Here is a 15,239-nt window from a genome sequence, read left to right on the forward strand (position 1 = left end):
CCCGGTCCTGCGGTTCGCGATCGGCCGGCATTCGCGCTTCTGCGCGGCTGCCGGCGCCCGGTTTCGCGGCCGATCGACGCGCGCATCCGCGCTTGCTCCGGTCCACCGCGACACCGGCATCGAGCGGGTCGCCCCCACCCTTTCGGGTTGCTGTCGACATGCGGGGCTTGCGCGCCGCGCACGTCGGTTGTCGAATGATCGCACCTCCCGCCGCGCGCGGCAAAGATTTTGCCGCCCGGCATCGCCCACTCTTCTGCCATCGCCGCCATGAACGCCGTCACTGCCTCGCCTTCCCACGACACGCCGCGCATCGTCGACCTGCAAGCCATTCCGGTCGCTGGCCACGACAGCATGCTGCTCAATCTGAGCGGCGCGCACGGCCCGTTCTTCACCCGCAACCTCGTGATCCTGAAGGACAGCGCGGGCCGGACCGGCGTCGGCGAGGTGCCGGGCGGCGAAAGCATCCGCCGCACGCTCGAGGACGCGCGCGCGCTCGTCGTCGGTCAGCCGGTCGGCAACTACCACGCGGTGCTCAACGACGTGCGGCGCACCTTTGCCGACCGCGATGCGAGCGGCCGCGGCCTGCAGACCTTCGACCTGCGCACCACGATCCACGCGGTCACCGCGCTCGAAGCGGCGCTGCTGGACCTGCTCGGCCAGCATCTCGGCGTGCCCGTGGCCGCCCTGCTTGGCGAGGGACAGCAGCGCGAGCGCGTCGAGATGCTCGGCTACCTGTTCTATGTCGGCGACCGCACCAAGGCCGCGCTGCCCTATCGCGACGGCCGCGGCGCGATCGACGACTGGACCCGCGTGCGCGACGCCGCCGCGCTCACGCCCGAGGCGGTCGTGCGTCTCGCCGAAGCCGCGCATGCACGCTACGGGTTCAACGACTTCAAGCTGAAGGGCGGCGTGTTCGAAGGCGCACGTGAGATCGAAGCCGTGACGGCGCTCGCCGAGCGCTTCCCCGAAGCGCGCGTGACGCTCGATCCGAACGGCGCGTGGTCGCTCGACGAGGCCGTGCGCCTGTGCCGCGACCTGCACCACGTGCTCGCGTATGCGGAAGATCCGTGCGGCGCGGAGAACGGCTATTCGGGCCGCGAGGTAATGGCCGAATTCCGCCGCTCGACCGGGCTGCCGACGGCGACCAACATGATCGCGACCGACTGGCGCCAGATGGGCCACGCGGTCCAGCTGCAGGCGGTCGACATCCCGCTCGCCGATCCGCACTTCTGGACGATGCAGGGCTCGGTGCGCGTCGCGCAGATGTGCCGCGACTGGGGTCTCACGTGGGGCTCGCATTCGAACAACCACTTCGACGTATCGCTCGCGATGTTCACGCACGTCGCGGCCGCCGCGCCCGGCCAGGTCACCGCGATCGACACGCACTGGATCTGGCAGGACGGCGAACGGCTGACGCGCGAGCCGCTGAAGATCGAGAACGGGCTCGTGGAAGTGCCGAAGCGGCCGGGTCTCGGCATCGACATCGACATGGATGCGGTCGCGGTCGCGCACGAGCTGTACAAGCAGCACGGGCTCGGCGCGCGCGACGATGCGGCCGCGATGCAATATCTGATTCCGGGGTGGACGTTCAACAACAAGCGCCCCTGCCTCGTGCGCTGAGCGCGGGACGAACCGGGCGGCGGGTCCGCCCGGTCAGAAGGACATGCGCCGGGTTCGCCCACGCATCGGTGGGGGCCGGACGGGAAAAGGGCTGCTGGCGGGAAACGGAATCCGGCTGAGCGGCGCCGGCCGGTCTCGGTCGAACCGGGCCCGGGACCAGGACCCGGCGCAGTCAGCCGGTCAAACCCGTCCCGCCAAGTCAGACGATCTGCTTGAGCGCCGCGTCGAGCGCGAGCACCGCGACGCGGTCACCCTCGGTCGCGAGCGGCGCGCGCATCACGATCTGCCGGTTATGGCCGACGGCCGCCGGCGAATCCCACAGCAGCTCCACCTTCGGCCGCCGGAACAGGCTGCCGCGACGCGGCGGCACGGCGGCCGGCTGCGCACCCTGCTCGCCCGCGGCGGGCGCGACCCGGCCGGGCCAGCGCACCGACAGTTCGCGCGCGTCGTACTGGCCGACCTTGCGGCTCTCCATCCAGACGATCGCGGTACGCGTGAGCGTATCGAGCGAGATCGCGTAGCGGCCGACCGCGAAGCGGCGCGCGGCCACGTTGGTGCGCCACAGCGGCCGCGGGCGGCACATCCACACGATCGCCGCATACAGCGCCGGCGCGGCGACGAGCCAGCCGTTGGTCGCCGTCACCGCGTGCAGCGCACGGCGCCACCCGGCCGCCCACGCGAACGCGCCGATCGACCACACGGCGAACAGGAAACCGATCAGCGCGAAGACCCGCAGCGCCTGGCGCAGCCACTGCGGCAGCGGATGGAACGGCCGCTCGGCGCGCGCGACGGCGCCCGGCAGCGCGAGCAGCAGGAAGATCAGCACGAGATAGACGAACGCCCAGGGCGACGACACCATCGCCGACAGCGACGCGCGATAGCCCATCTCGGACATCGAGAACAGCCAGCGCGCGAGCAGCACGAGACCGATCGCACGCAACGCGAAGATCACGCCGGCGCCGGGGGCCGGCGCTGCGCGCGTGGTTTTCGTTCTCGCCAAGACTGCTCTCCTCTCGATGTTCGTGCGGGGCCGGATTTCACGGCACGGCCATTATAGGGACATTACCGTCTGGACAGATGGCCGGATGGCGTGACGGACCGCTTCCGGGGCCGTTCGCGCCGCCGGGCGCGGCGAGAATACAACAGATCCGCGCCGCAGATGTGACAACGCCCCGCCGGGGACCCGGACGGGGCGTCGATGACGGCCTCAGCCGCAGTGCGGCCGGCGGCCCGGCATCAGCCTGCGTTGACTTCGCGCAGCACCGTGCGGCGCTTCTGGCGCAGCAGTTCCTCGTAACCCTTCACGTAGTTCTGCGCCATCACCTTCGACGAGAAACGTGCTTCGAACGCGGCGCGCACCTTCTCGCGCGGCAGCGTATCGAGGCGCTTGAGCGCCGCGACGGCCGACAGCTCGTCTTCGACGACGAAGCCCGACACGCCATTCTCGATCACTTCCGGCACCGAACCGCGCTTGAACGCGATCACCGGCGTGCCGCAGGCCATCGCCTCGATCATCACCAGGCCGAACGGCTCCGGCCAGTCGATCGGGAACAGCAGCGCGTGCGCGTTGCCCAGGAATTCGGTCTTTTCCGACTCGCTGATTTCGCCGATGTACTCGACGTGCGGCAGCGCGAACAGCGGCTTGATCTTCTCTTCGTAGTACGCGCGGTCAGCCTTGTCGAGCTTCGCGGCGATCTTGATCGGCAGGCCTGCCTGCTCGGCGATGCGGATCGCGGTGTCGACGCGCTTCTCCGGCGAGATACGGCCGAGGAACGCGAGGTAGCTCGGCTTCACGTTCGGGATCGGCGTCAGCAGGTTTTCCGGCAGGCCGTGGTACACGGTCGACAGCCAGTTCGCCTGCGGCAGCGGGATGCGCTGGTTGTCGGAGATCGACACGACCGGCACGTCGCTGAACGCGTTGAAGATCGGCTGCAGTTCCGGCAGGTCGAGACGGCCGTGCATCGTCGTCAGATGCGGGACCGGCTGGCGCGAGAACAGCGAGAACGGGTAGTAGTCGATGTGGCAGTGCAGGACGTCGAACTCTTCCGCGCGGCGGCGCACCTGCTCGAGGAGCAGCATGTGCGGAGCCATCACGTCGCGGATCGTCGGGTCGAGGCGCAGCGCCTGCGGCCAGCACGCTTCGAGCTTCGCCGACGTTTGCGAATCGCCGCTCGCGAAGAGCGTGACGTCATGCCCCATCTCGACAAGTGCTTCGGTGAGGTAGGACACCACTCGCTCGGTCCCACCGTACAGTTTCGGGGGCACCGCTTCGTGCAACGGAGCGATTTGGGCGATTCGCATGCGTAACTCCTAAAAAATCGGCTAAAAACCAGGTATGGGTCGGCAACCTGCCGGCGGTCCGGGCTGGATGCATTTCGTCCGAAGATCGGACGAATCAGCCTGCCGGGGGCGTCGAACCCGCGCTGCTCAAGGAGCGTCGGCGACGCGACAGGCATAGAACGTTTGAAACGAAGACCCGTTGACAGGGGTTCGTAAAAACCTGGAATCGAACCCGGAGCCGATTATCTAGGGTTAATCCTGATACGGCGCACAACATTTCAAACAATTTACTTTGTTACAAAGGCGCAACACTTTGCAACCCGCGGACTTGGGTGTCCGTTCTAGAGTGGAAGGCCCTTTTGGCGTTCCGAGCCATCCCGCCACTGCCGGCATCGTGATTCCGGCGCATGCGGCAGGACGGATGCCGGATTTTATCTCAAAATTGATCGCGCGCCCCTGACCAAGGCAAGATTCGCTCAGCGCAATGCACGGCCTTGTTTACAATGCCGGATTATTCAGTCCGGGCGACCGTGGGCGGCGATCCAGCCGATCCGCTCAATCACCGAATCACCGCACGCATATTTTGGAATCTCTCACCCCTGCCCAGCGCAACGCCCACAACGCGAAGCTGTCGAGCTACGCGCATCGGCCGCTCGCGTTCCTGTTCCGCTACATCCGCCTGCATCCCGTCGCGCACCTGGTCGTGCTCTGCAGCGTGCTGGCCGCCGTCGGCTGCGCGCTCGGCTCGCAATACGCGATCAAGCACCTGATCGACGTGCTCGCGGCCGGGCGCCATCACCCGGGCCCGCTGTGGAGCGCGTTCGCGCTGCTCGTCGGGCTGATCGCGGCCGACAACCTGCTGTGGCGCGTCGGCGGCTGGGTCGCCGCGCACACGTTCGTCGCGGTCACCGGCGACCTGCGGCGCGACCTGTTCCAGTACCTGATCGGCCATTCGCCGACCTACTACTCGGAAAAGCAGCCGGGCACGCTCGCGAGCCGCATCACCGCCACGTCGAATGCCGTCTATACGTCGGAGAACACGATGGCGTGGAACGTGCTGCCGCCGTGCATCGCGGTGATGGGCGCGATCCTGATGATCATCGTCGTGAACCCGCTGATGGCCGCCGGCCTGCTCGGCTGTTCGGCCGTGCTCTCCGTCGTGCTGTTCAAGCTCGCCGGGCGCGGCTCCGCACGCCATCATGCGTTCGCGTCGAAGGCCGCCGCCGTCGACGGCGAGCTCGTCGACGTGATCGGCAACATGGGCCTCGTGCGTGCGTTCGGGATGACGCTGCGCGAACAGAAGCGCTTCGGCGCGACGGTGAAGGCCGAGATGGACGCGCGCCAGCAAAGCCTGCTCTATCTCGAGAAGCTGCGCCTGCTGCACGCGGTGATCACCGCGATGCTGTCCGCCGGCCTGCTCGGCTGGGCGCTGTGGCTGTGGGACCAGGGCCGCGCGACCTCCGGCGACATCGTGCTCGTCAGCTCGCTGGGCTTCACGATCCTGCACGGCACGCGCGATCTGGCGGTCGCGCTCGTCGACGTCACGCAACACGTGGCACGCCTGTCCGAAGCCGTGAAGACGCTGCTCGAGCCGCACGGGATGCCGGACAGCTCCGACGCACAGCCACTGTCGGCCAAGGGCGGGCGCGTCGATTTCGAACGCGTGACGTTCGCGTATCCGCACCGCCGCGCGATCCTCGATCACTTCGACCTTCATATCGAACCGGGCCAGCGCGTCGGCCTGATCGGCAAGTCGGGCGCCGGCAAGTCGACCGTGCTCGCACTGCTGCAGCGCTTCTACGACACGCAGGACGGCGCCGTGAAGGTCGACGGCCAGGACGTGAAGGCGATCACGCAGGACAGCCTGCGCCATGCGATCGCGCTCGTGCCGCAGGACATCTCGCTGCTGCACCGGACCATCTACGACAACATCGCGTACGGCCGCCCCGAGGCGACCCGCGAGGAAGTGCTCGCCGCCGCGCGCGACGCCCGCTGCTCCGAGTTCATCGAGGCGATGCCGGAAGGCTATGACACGATCGTCGGCGACCGCGGCGTGAAGCTGTCGGGCGGCCAGCGCCAGCGCATCGCGATCGCGCGCGCGATCCTGAAGGACGCGCCGATCCTGCTGCTCGACGAAGCGACGTCCGCACTCGACAGCGCATCCGAGGAAGCGATCCAGAGCGCGCTCGACCGCCTGATGGTCGGCCGCACGGTGATCGCGATCGCGCACCGGCTGTCGACGCTGCGCAACTTCGACCGGATCATCGTGATGAGCAACGGCAAGGTGATCGACGACGGCAGCCCCGACGTGCTGCGCAATCGTCCGGGCCTGTACCGCGACCTGCTCGCGAAGCAGCACGGCCGCCATCACGCGCCCGACGGCACGACGCCGACCGGCGAACGCGTAGCCTGACGCCGCGGCACGCTGCCGATAAAAAAAGCCGCCGTGCGCGAATGAAGCACGGCGGCTTTTTTTCATGGCATCGCGCGACCTCCGCCGCGCAGCGCGCGGGTTACACGCGCTGCAGGTCGCGCAGGAAGTTGTCGCGCCACACCGACACGTTGTTCTCCCGCAGCTGCGCGATCATGTCCGCATAACGCGCGCGCCGCTCGGCGAGCGGCATCGTCAGCGCCTGCGACAGCGCATCGGCCATCCCGTCGATGTCGATCGGATTGACGATCAGCGCGCCCGTCAGCTCGCGTGCCGCCCCCGCGAAGCGCGACAACACCAGCACGCCCGGATCGTCCGGATTCTGCGCGGACACATACTCCTTCGCGACGAGGTTCATCCCGTCGCGCAGCGGCGTCACGAAACCGACACGCGCGAGGCGATACAGCGCGGCCAGCACCTGCCGGTCGTACTGGCGGTGAATGTAGAGGATCGGCGCCCAGTCGAGCTCCGCATAGCGGCCGTTGATGCGCCCCGACTCCGCTTCGAGCTGCAGGCGGATGTCCTGGTACGCGCGCAGGTCGGCGCGCGTCGACGGCGCGATCTGCAGGAACGACACGCGGTTGCGGATCGAGGTCTGGTGCTCCAGCAGCTTCTCGAACGCGCGGAACCGCTCGACGAGCCCCTTCGAATAATCGAGCCGATCGACGCTCATGATCAGCTGGCGCCCGCGCAGCGACGTGGCCATGCGCGCGGCCTTGCCGTTCTCGCCCGCCTGCGCGAGCGACGCGATCTCGTCCGGATATACGCCGATCGGATAGGCCGCCGCGCGCAGCGTGCTGCCGAACGCGCTCACGCGCACCGTGTGCCCTTCGCGCGCCACTTCGCCGCCGGCCTCGAACTCGATGTAGTCGCAGAACGCGCGCAGGTCCGGCTCGGTCTGGAAGCCGAGCAGGTCGAACGCGCACAGCGACTCGAGGAGCTCGCGATGCGGCGGCACGTTGACGAGCACCTGCGCGGCCGGAAACGGAATGTGCAGGAAAAAGCCGATGCGATTCTTCACGCCGGCCGCACGCAGCGCACGCGCGAACGGAATCAGGTGATAGTCGTGCACCCAGATCACGTCGTCGTCCTGCAGCAGCGGCACGAGCTGCTGCGCGAGCCAGACGTTCACGCGGCTGTAGCCGTCGAACTCGTGGCGGTCGTACTGGATCAGGTCCGCGCGGTAATGGAACGCGGGCCACAGCGTGGCGTTCGAGAAACCGCGGTAGTACTGGTCGTAATCGCGGCGCGACAGTCCGACGGTCGCGAAGGTCACGGGGCCGCGCTCCTCGATGCGGATCTGCGGCTGCGGCGCACCGGACGCGACCACCTCGCCGCTCCAGCCGAACCACATGCCGCCCGTCTCCTTCAGCGCGTCGTAGACGCCGATCGCGAGGCCGCCCGCCGCCGGCTCGCCTTCCGAAATCGGGGCGACGCGGTTTGAAACGATGATGAGTCGGCTCATGCGCCCGGCTGCTCCGCGCCAAGCCAGCGGGCGATCTGCGCGTGCAGCGCGTCGACCGAGTCGAGCCGCGCGCGGGCCGACGTCTCGCCCGCGCCGACCTTGATCGACAGGCCGCCGCGCGCATTGACCACCGCGAAGCCCTTCTCGTCGGTCAGGTCGTCGCCGGCGAACAGCGGCACGCGGCCCGCGAACGGGGGCTCGTCGAGGAACGCGGCCAGCGCGCGCCCCTTGTCGACGCCCTTCGGCTTGATCTCGAACACCATCTTGCCGGGCTGCAGCACGTATGCATCCGCATATTCGGCGACGAGACGCTCGGCCGCCGCGCGCGCGACCGGTTCGCGCTCGGGTGCGTTGCGGTAGTGCAGCGCGACGGCCGCACCCTTGATCTCGAGCAGCATGCCCGGATGGCGGTCGACGACGGACGCAAGCTCGCGCTCGATGCGCAGCAGCCGCTCGTCGTTGAAGCCGATGCGCTGCGTGTCGCCGTTCGCGTCGCGGCGTTCGGCGCCGTGCAGACCGGCGATCGGCAAGTCCGGCATGTTGAGGAACGTGTCGAGGTTGTCGATGCCGCGGCCCGACACGACGGCGACCGCGCCGTGCGAGCGGCGCCGCAGTTCGTCGAGCAGCGTCAGCAGCGACGGCGGCACGTGAATGCTGTCGGGCGTCGGCGCCAGCTCGACGAGCGTGCCGTCGAAGTCGAAAAAGAACGCGGTATCGGTCAGGGACAGGGAAGCCGGAACGGATTGCATCGATTCGATAGTCTGAGGAGCGGCCTGCAAACGCGAGGCCGCCGCTGCGAGAATGGAATTGTGCGCATCTTACCGCGCCTGCGTACCGAGATGGGTGAAACCGGCGCAGCGCGGGGTCACTCGCCGCCCCGCCACGTCAACTGCGACATATTGCCCCGCTCGCCCGTGCCGTACGGGTTTCGAAAGGACGCGGGCGCGGGAATTGCGCTACAGTCGGCAACCGCCGGCCGCGCGACGCATGGCGCCGCGCCGGCCGGCGACCGTTCCATATGGAAACAGTCCCCAAGATGTCGCCTGCCCGTCCCGCGCCGCACCGGCGCTTCTTCAGCCTCACCCGCTTCGTCCGCACGGCCGCGGCGCTGACCGCCGCCGTCGCGCTCGCCGCGTGCACGCACGACGAGCCGAACTGGCGCCTGACCAACGTCACGGGCCACCTGCCCGACCTGTCGTTCAAGCTCACCGGCGGCGACGGCCGCCCGGTCGACGCGCACGCGTTTCGCGGCCGCGTCGCGCTTGTGTACTTCGGCTACACGCACTGTCCGGACGTCTGCCCCGAAACGATGGCGCGGCTGATGGAAGTGTTGTCGAAGCTCGGCCCGCAGGCGAACGACGTGCGCATCCTGTTCGTCTCGGTCGATCCCGCACGCGACACGCCACCGGCGATGCAGTCGTACGTCGCCGCGTTCGACGCCGCGCACGCACGTGGCCTGACCGGCACCGACGGCCAGATCGAATCGCTCGCGAAACGCTATCGCGTCGCGTACCAGATGGAAAAACGCGATCCGTCCGGCGGCTACGAAGTCACGCACAGCTCGGCCGTGTACATCTTCGACGCGAACGGCCGCGCGCGCCTGCTCGCGACCGACCGCGATTCGCCCGACGCCATCGCCGCCGACGTGCGCCGGATCATCGACACCGCATCCACCCCCTCCTGAACTCCGAACTCCGACATGAAGACGACCCTCAAGACGTTCGCCCTCCTCGCCGCGCTGTGCACCGGCGCGCATGCCTGTGCCGCCGGCGCGATCACCGCGCAGAATGCGTGGGTGCGCTGGCTGCCGAACCAGCTGCCCGCGGGCGGCTACGTGACGCTCGTCAATACGGGTGACAAGCCGGTCGATCTCGTCGACGTCGACAGCCCCGACTACGGGATGGCGATGCTGCACCAGACCGTGTCGAACGGCTCGACCCAGAAGATGGAAATGGTCGACAAGCTGACGATCCCCGCGCGCGGCAAGGTCGACATCGCGCCGGGCGGCTATCACTTCATGCTCGAGGAACCCAAGCACGCGATCAAGCCCGGCGACACCGTGCGCCTGCGCCTGAAGTTCTCCGACGGCGAGACGGTCGACACGCCGTTCGCCGTGAAGTCGCCGGCCCAGGCGAAGTGATGCGCGCGCGATGAACGTCCTGTACTGGCTCGATCCGTGGGAACCGTCGCCGACCGTGGTCATCGCGGTGCTGACGGCCGCCGTGCTGTTCGCGCGCGGCGTGAAGAAGGCGAAGGTGTCGCCGCTGCGGCAGTTCTCGTTCTGGCTCGGGCTGACAGCGCTCTACATCGCGCTGCATACGCGGCTCGACTACTTCTTCGAGCACGAATTCTTCATGCACCGCGCGCAGCACCTCGTGCTGCATCACCTCGGGCCGTTCTTCATCGCGCTGGCCTATCCGGGCGCGGCGATCCGCGCGGGCATTCCGTTTCGCTGGCGGCAGCGCTTCGTGCGCCCCGCGCTCGCGTGGGCCCCCGTGCGCGCGACGCTCGACGTGGTGTTCCATCCGGTCGTCGCGGTCGTGCTGTTCGTCGGGCTGATCTATTTCTGGCTGCTGTCGCCGATCCACTTCATCGCGATGCTCGACTGGCGCCTGTATCGCGTGATGAACTGGAGCATGGTGATCGACGGGCTGCTGTTCTGGTGGCTCGTCGTCGATCCGCGTCCCGCGCCGCCCGCACGGCTGTCGCCGGGCCGCCGGATCCTGATCGTCGTCGCGGCGATCCCGCCGCAGATCGCGCTCGGCGCGCTGATCTTCTTCACGCCGCACGAGCTGTATCCGATCTACTCGATCTGCGGACGCGCATTCACGTGGCTCAGCCCGCTGCGCGACCAGCAGATCGGCGGCTTGCTGCTATGGATTCCGGGCTCGATGATGAGCGTGATCGGCGCGCTGATCGCGCTGCGACACTGGTTGCGATTGTCCGCGCGCGGCCGTTTGATCGAAGAGCGGGCGGCCGCCCGGCACGCGGCAGGCCCGTCGGTGACGCGCGCCGCCCACTGACGGCGCGGCGCGTCAGCCGCGCGCGCTGGTCATCCACACGTGCGGGATGCCATCCTCGTCGTGCACGTCCGAGCTCGGCGTGAAGCCGAATGCCCCATAGAAGCGCTGCAGGTGGGCCTGCGCATGCAGGCTCACCTGCGCATCCGGCCACTGCGCACGGATGTGCTCGAGCGCGCGCGAGATCAGCGCATTGCCGAGGCCCGCACCGCGAAACGGGGCGGTCGTCAGCACGCGGCCGATGCGCACGTCGGTGTGCTGCGCGTCCGGCAGCAGCACGCGCAGGTAGCCGGCCAGGCGGCCCGCGGGATCGTACGCCGCCAGGTGCCATGCGGCCGGGTCCGCATCGTCGATGTCGCGATACACGCAGTTCTGCTCGACGACGAACACGGCGCTGCGCGCGTCGAGGATCGAATAAACTTCACGCGCCGTCAGCGCGTCGAAGAATTTCCAGCGCCAGTCGAGATCGTCGGCGCGCAGGGATGCGGCAGGTGCGGAAGCGTTCATGGTCGGTCCTGATTCGGGCGCGCCGGCCGGCGCGCGGCAACCGTCGATTATGCCTCGAAGCGCACGCGGCACGCGACCGTCCTACCGCGCCTGAAAAAAAGGCCCCGCACTGTGCGCGGGGCCTCTCCGTCATGCCGGCATCCGGCCGAAGCGGCCGTTGTTGAAATCGTCGATCGCGGTCCGGATTTCCTCTTGCGAGTTCATCACGAACGGCCCGTAACCGACGACCGGCTCATCGATCGGTTCGCCGCTCAGGATCAGCAGCTTGGCGTCGCCGTTCGCTTCGATCTCGACGTCGCGCCCGTCGCGGCTCAATTGCACGAACTGCGCTTCGCGGGCAACCGTCTCGCCGTTCACCAGCAACGTACCGCTCAGCACGACCACCGCGAGCGTCCGCCCTTCGGCGATCGGGAATCGCGCACGGCCGCCGGCTGCAAGCCGCACGTCCCACACGTCGATCGGCGTATGCGTGCGGGCCGGGCCGCGCCGCCCGTCGAACTCGCCCGCGATGATCCGCGCGCGACCGGCGCCGTCCGGTAGTTCGACCACCGGGATGTCCGCGTTCAGCAGCGTCTGGTAGCCGGGTGCGCCCATCTTGTCGGCGGCGGGCAGATTCACCCACAGCTGCACCATCTCGAGCGACCCGCCACGCTTCGTGAATGCCTCCGAGTGGAATTCCTCGTGCAGGATCCCGCTCGCGGCGGTCATCCACTGCACGTCGCCCGGGCCGATCACGCCGCCTGCACCGGTCGAGTCGCGGTGAGCGACTTCGCCGTCGTAGACGATCGTCACCGTTTCGAACCCGCGGTGCGGATGCTGGCCCACTCCGCGCGGTGCCGAAGCCGGCTCGAAGTTCGCAGGACCGGCGTAGTCGAGCAGCAGGAACGGGCTCAGGTGTGCTCCGTGAGACTGATAGCTGAACATCGAACGCACCGGGAAACCGTCGCCGACCCAATGGCCGCGCGGCGCACTGTAGACACCCTGGATCTTCTTCATTTGCCTTCTCCGAATTGCGGCGAAACACGTGCTTCGCATCCTGGGTACGAATATAGTGGTGGGACGATCGATCCGGTAGCCTGCCAAAATCGCACTCAGTGTTCTATTTGATGAACGATAACGACCGGGATCTGAACGATCTCTATTACTTCGTGCAGGTGGTCGAGCACGCCGGCTTCGCGCCGGCCGGGCGCGCGCTGAACATGCCGAAATCGAAGTTGAGCCGCCGCATCGCGCTGCTCGAGGCGCGGCTCGGGATGCGGTTGATCCAGCGCTCGACGCGCCGCTTCACCGTCACCGACGTCGGCCAGACCTACTACGCGCACTGTCGCGCGATGCTCGTCGAAGCGGACGCCGCCGACGAGGCGATCGCGCTGCTGCACGAGGAGCCGCGCGGCATCGTGCGGGTCAATTGTCCGGTCGTGCTGCTCGATTCGCTGGTCGGCACGATGATCGCTGCGTTCATGGTCGCGTGCCCGCGCGTCGAGATTCACCTGGAAGCGACCAACCGGCGCGTCGACGTGGTCGGCGAAGGGATCGACGTCGCGATCCGCGTGCGCCCGCCACCGCTCGAGGACAGCGATCTCGCGCTGCGCGTGCTGGCCGAGCGCGGCCAGTGCCTCGTCGCGAGCCCTGCGTTGCTGCGCGAACTCGGCGTACCGGCCGTCCCCGCCGACCTACCCCGTCTGCCGAGCCTCGATCACGGCGTGCCTCAGGCCACGCACGTATGGCGCCTGCGCGGCCCCGACGGCGCACAGGCGGAAATCCACCACCAGCCGCGGCTCGTGACGGGCGGCATGCTCGCGCTGCGCGCGGCGGCCGTCGCGGGGGTCGGCGTCGTGCAGTTGCCGACGATGATGGTGCGCGACGAAGTCGCGCGCGGCGAACTGGCGACCGTGCTGCCGGACTGGGCGCCGCGCCGCGAGATCGTGCACGCGGTGTTCGCGTCGCGGCGCGGGCTGCTGCCCGCGGTGCGTGCGCTGCTCGACTTCCTGGCCGAGCGGTTCGCCGAACTCGAACCCGATTGAGCGGCGGCGCGACGCGTTCGACACGGCGCCCGCGAACCGCGCGCTGCAAACAGGCCGCGCGTGCCGTAGACTGCGGGACGCGCATCGCGCTTTTCGCAATCCCGCTGTTCACAACCTTTTCGCATTTCAGCCATGTTCACGCTGTCCACCGACCCTCACACCTCCAAGGTCGAACACTATGCGACCCTCGTCGAGCAGGCACGCGCGCTCGTCGAATCGGAGCACGACCTGACCGCGAACGCCGCGAACTTCTCCGCGCTCGTCTATCACTCGCTCGACCGCCTGAACTGGGCCGGGTTCTATTTCTTCGACGGGACGGAACTCGTGGTCGGCCCGTTCCAGGGCAAGCCCGCGTGCGTGCGGATCGCGCTCGGCAAGGGCGTGTGCGGCACGGCTGCGCAGACCCGCGAAACGCAGGTCGTGCGCGACGTGCATGCATTCCCCGGCCATATCGCCTGCGATGCCGCGTCGGAATCGGAAATCGTCGTGCCGCTGGTGGCGGCCGACGGCGCGCTGATCGGGGTGTGGGACGTCGACAGCCCCGTCGCCGCGCGTTTCGACGACGAGGACCGTAACGGGATGGAAGCCCTGTGCCGCGTGTTCGTCGAACACGCGTGGCAGAAGGCGCGCGGTTGAGCCGTGTGACGCTGCCGGTCGCGGCCGCGGAAGCGTCTGCCTGCTGATCGCGCCGCTGGGCCGCCAATGACACGGGCCCCACACGGGGCCCGTTTTCGTTGCGCCGCTGCGCGCGGCCTGCCGCGCGTCAGGCCGCGTGCGTGCCGGAAAGCACTGCGAACGCCGACGGCTTCACGTCGTCCGACAGGATCTCGAAGCCCTGCTCCGTCACCACGACCATGTGCTCCCATTGGGCGGACAGCGAATGGTCCTTCGTGACGACCGTCCAGCCGTCCGCCAGCACGCGCGTATCGCGCTTGCCCGCATTCAGCATCGGCTCGATCGTGAAGATCATCCCCGGCCGCAGCGGCACGCCGGTGCCCGGGCGGCCATAATGCAGCACCTGCGGCTCGTCGTGATACACATCGCCGATCCCGTGCCCGCAGTACTCGCGGACCACGCTGAACCCTTCGCGATGCGCGACCTGCTGGATCGCATAGCCGACGTCGCCGAGCGTCGCGCCCGGACGAACCGCGCGGATGCCCGCATGCATCGCCTCATAGGTCGTCGCGACGAGACGCCGCGCCAGTTCGCCCGGCTCGCCGACGAAATACATGCGGCTCGTGTCGCCGAACCAGCCGTCCTTGATCACCGCGATGTCGAGATTCACGATATCGCCGTCGCGCATCGGCCGCGACGACGGAATGCCGTGACAGACCACGTGATTGACCGACGTGCACAAGGTTTTCGGATAGCCGTGGTAACCGATGTTCGCCGGGATCGCGCCGAGTGCGTCGACGATGTACTCGCGGCAGCGCGCGTCCAGCTCGTCGGTGGTGACGCCCGGCTTCACGTGTTCGGTGATCATCGTCAGCACCTGGGACGCAAGCTTCGCGGCCTCGCGCGACTTGGCGATTTCCGCTGCACCGCGGATCGGGATTTCGCGCCTCGCCATTACGCCACCTGCTCGATGCCGTGGTGGGCCACCGACTCCGTCGGACCGGCATCGCCGCCGCGTGCTTCGGTCTCGATCAGCATCCGGCAGATCTCGCCGTAGGACAGCGATGGATTGAGTTCCGCCAGCATCCCGACGCGCAGCCAGTGCTCCGCCTGGGCATTGATCGAACGGCTCAGCGCGGTACTCGTCGAGCGCAGCCGTTCGTGCATGTGCTCGGAGATCTTGATGATTCCCATATGTCTCCAATTAAACGAAATGTAGTCGTTTCGTATATTACGCGCACCGCGGTCGCCGGGCAAGCGCTCGACTGCCAGCGAAC

15 protein-coding genes are annotated in these 15,239 nt (G+C 68.2%); 7 read left to right on the forward strand and 8 right to left on the reverse strand.

The window, feature by feature from the left end:
- The first annotated feature begins 267 nt into the window (after nucleotides 1–267).
- Nucleotides 268–1,620 (forward strand): glucarate dehydratase, encoded by a 1,353-nt coding sequence (gene gudD / locus DIE06_RS15955; RefSeq protein ID WP_124662249.1) that lies wholly within the window; start codon nucleotides 268–270, stop codon nucleotides 1,618–1,620.
- A 199-nt stretch (nucleotides 1,621–1,819) separates the two neighbouring features.
- On the opposite strand, the gene DIE06_RS15960 is transcribed toward gudD, so the two are convergent.
- The gene (locus DIE06_RS15960) at nucleotides 1,820–2,620 is read right to left on the reverse strand and encodes a hypothetical protein (RefSeq protein ID WP_124662250.1); all 801 of its coding nucleotides are present in this window, start codon (nucleotides 2,618–2,620) and stop codon (nucleotides 1,820–1,822) included.
- A gap of 236 nt (nucleotides 2,621–2,856) precedes the next feature.
- Nucleotides 2,857–3,921: a glycosyltransferase family 4 protein gene (locus DIE06_RS15965; protein WP_044844742.1), complete on the reverse strand. Its 1,065-nt coding sequence runs from the start codon at nucleotides 3,919–3,921 to the stop codon at nucleotides 2,857–2,859.
- A gap of 562 nt (nucleotides 3,922–4,483) precedes the next feature.
- On the opposite strand from DIE06_RS15965, the gene DIE06_RS15970 reads away from it, so the two are divergent.
- Nucleotides 4,484–6,313 (forward strand): ABC transporter ATP-binding protein, encoded by a 1,830-nt coding sequence (locus DIE06_RS15970; RefSeq protein WP_124662251.1) that lies wholly within the window; start codon nucleotides 4,484–4,486, stop codon nucleotides 6,311–6,313.
- A 100-nt stretch (nucleotides 6,314–6,413) separates the two neighbouring features.
- On the opposite strand, the gene otsA is transcribed toward DIE06_RS15970, so the two are convergent.
- Together otsA and otsB are read right to left on the reverse strand one after the other, a co-directional pair.
- Nucleotides 6,414–7,796: an alpha,alpha-trehalose-phosphate synthase (UDP-forming) gene (gene otsA, locus DIE06_RS15975; protein WP_124662252.1), complete on the reverse strand. Its 1,383-nt coding sequence runs from the start codon at nucleotides 7,794–7,796 to the stop codon at nucleotides 6,414–6,416.
- The gene (gene otsB / locus DIE06_RS15980) at nucleotides 7,793–8,545 is read right to left on the reverse strand and encodes a trehalose-phosphatase (RefSeq protein WP_124662253.1); all 753 of its coding nucleotides are present in this window, start codon (nucleotides 8,543–8,545) and stop codon (nucleotides 7,793–7,795) included. Before otsB ends, otsA begins: the two co-directional genes overlap by 4 nt.
- 287 nt (nucleotides 8,546–8,832) lie before the next feature.
- On the opposite strand from otsB, the gene DIE06_RS15985 reads away from it, so the two are divergent.
- From DIE06_RS15985 to DIE06_RS15995, 3 genes are read left to right on the forward strand one after another with little or no spacing between them, the layout of a single operon-like run.
- Entirely contained in the window at nucleotides 8,833–9,480 is a 648-nt protein-coding gene (locus DIE06_RS15985) for an SCO family protein (protein WP_124662254.1), read from the forward strand.
- Nucleotides 9,481–9,495: 15 nt separating this feature from the next.
- Entirely contained in the window at nucleotides 9,496–9,936 is a 441-nt protein-coding gene (locus DIE06_RS15990; RefSeq protein ID WP_124662255.1) for a copper chaperone PCu(A)C, read from the forward strand.
- Nucleotides 9,937–9,946: 10 nt separating this feature from the next.
- Complete coding sequence (locus DIE06_RS15995) at nucleotides 9,947–10,819, forward strand: cytochrome c oxidase assembly protein (RefSeq protein ID WP_124662256.1); 873 nt, start codon at nucleotides 9,947–9,949, stop codon at nucleotides 10,817–10,819.
- Nucleotides 10,820–10,831: 12 nt separating this feature from the next.
- Here the strand turns inward: DIE06_RS15995 and DIE06_RS16000 are convergent, their stop codons facing one another.
- Both DIE06_RS16000 and DIE06_RS16005 read right to left on the reverse strand, forming a co-directional pair.
- A complete protein-coding gene (locus DIE06_RS16000; RefSeq protein ID WP_124662257.1) occupies nucleotides 10,832–11,323 on the reverse strand; it encodes a GNAT family N-acetyltransferase in 492 nt (163 codons plus the stop codon).
- Between the two features lie 129 nt (nucleotides 11,324–11,452).
- Nucleotides 11,453–12,319, reverse strand: coding sequence for a pirin family protein (locus DIE06_RS16005; RefSeq protein WP_124662258.1), 867 nt, complete (start codon nucleotides 12,317–12,319; stop codon nucleotides 11,453–11,455).
- A gap of 110 nt (nucleotides 12,320–12,429) precedes the next feature.
- Here DIE06_RS16005 and DIE06_RS16010 point away from each other — a divergent pair, with 110 nt between their 5' ends.
- The gene (locus DIE06_RS16010) at nucleotides 12,430–13,347 is read left to right on the forward strand and encodes a LysR family transcriptional regulator (RefSeq protein ID WP_124662259.1); all 918 of its coding nucleotides are present in this window, start codon (nucleotides 12,430–12,432) and stop codon (nucleotides 13,345–13,347) included.
- 132 nt (nucleotides 13,348–13,479) lie between these two features.
- Complete coding sequence (locus DIE06_RS16015; RefSeq protein ID WP_124662260.1) at nucleotides 13,480–13,983, forward strand: GAF domain-containing protein; 504 nt, start codon at nucleotides 13,480–13,482, stop codon at nucleotides 13,981–13,983.
- A gap of 127 nt (nucleotides 13,984–14,110) precedes the next feature.
- Here the strand turns inward: DIE06_RS16015 and map are convergent, their stop codons facing one another.
- Both map and DIE06_RS16025 read right to left on the reverse strand, forming a co-directional pair.
- On the reverse strand, nucleotides 14,111–14,917 hold the full coding sequence (map, locus tag DIE06_RS16020) for a type I methionyl aminopeptidase (protein WP_124662261.1): 807 nt from the start codon (nucleotides 14,915–14,917) through the stop codon (nucleotides 14,111–14,113).
- Complete coding sequence (locus tag DIE06_RS16025) at nucleotides 14,917–15,156, reverse strand: ParD-like family protein (RefSeq protein ID WP_124662262.1); 240 nt, start codon at nucleotides 15,154–15,156, stop codon at nucleotides 14,917–14,919. The genes map and DIE06_RS16025 overlap by 1 nt, the downstream gene beginning before the upstream one ends.
- Between the last annotated feature and the right edge of the window lie 83 nt (nucleotides 15,157–15,239).

The sequence above is a fragment of the Burkholderia sp. Bp8998 genome, from assembly GCF_003854235.1.
Classification (GTDB): domain Bacteria; phylum Pseudomonadota; class Gammaproteobacteria; order Burkholderiales; family Burkholderiaceae; genus Burkholderia.

Coding starts and splice junctions, on each gene's coding strand:
- DIE06_RS15990 (WP_124662255.1), top strand. CDS start 9,496: ATGAAGACGACCCTCAAGACGTTCGCCCTCCTCGCCGCGCTGTGCACC.
- DIE06_RS15995 (WP_124662256.1), top strand. CDS start 9,947: ATGAACGTCCTGTACTGGCTCGATCCGTGGGAACCGTCGCCGACCGTG.
- DIE06_RS16015 (WP_124662260.1), top strand. CDS start 13,480: ATGTTCACGCTGTCCACCGACCCTCACACCTCCAAGGTCGAACACTAT.
- DIE06_RS15965 (WP_044844742.1), bottom strand. CDS start 3,921: ATGCGAATCGCCCAAATCGCTCCGTTGCACGAAGCGGTGCCCCCGAAA.
- map (WP_124662261.1), bottom strand. CDS start 14,917: ATGGCGAGGCGCGAAATCCCGATCCGCGGTGCAGCGGAAATCGCCAAG.
- DIE06_RS16000 (WP_124662257.1), bottom strand. CDS start 11,323: ATGAACGCTTCCGCACCTGCCGCATCCCTGCGCGCCGACGATCTCGAC.
- gudD (WP_124662249.1), top strand. CDS start 268: ATGAACGCCGTCACTGCCTCGCCTTCCCACGACACGCCGCGCATCGTC.
- DIE06_RS16005 (WP_124662258.1), bottom strand. CDS start 12,319: ATGAAGAAGATCCAGGGTGTCTACAGTGCGCCGCGCGGCCATTGGGTC.
- otsB (WP_124662253.1), bottom strand. CDS start 8,545: ATGCAATCCGTTCCGGCTTCCCTGTCCCTGACCGATACCGCGTTCTTT.
- DIE06_RS15985 (WP_124662254.1), top strand. CDS start 8,833: ATGTCGCCTGCCCGTCCCGCGCCGCACCGGCGCTTCTTCAGCCTCACC.
- otsA (WP_124662252.1), bottom strand. CDS start 7,796: ATGAGCCGACTCATCATCGTTTCAAACCGCGTCGCCCCGATTTCGGAA.
- DIE06_RS16025 (WP_124662262.1), bottom strand. CDS start 15,156: ATGGGAATCATCAAGATCTCCGAGCACATGCACGAACGGCTGCGCTCG.
- DIE06_RS16010 (WP_124662259.1), top strand. CDS start 12,430: ATGAACGATAACGACCGGGATCTGAACGATCTCTATTACTTCGTGCAG.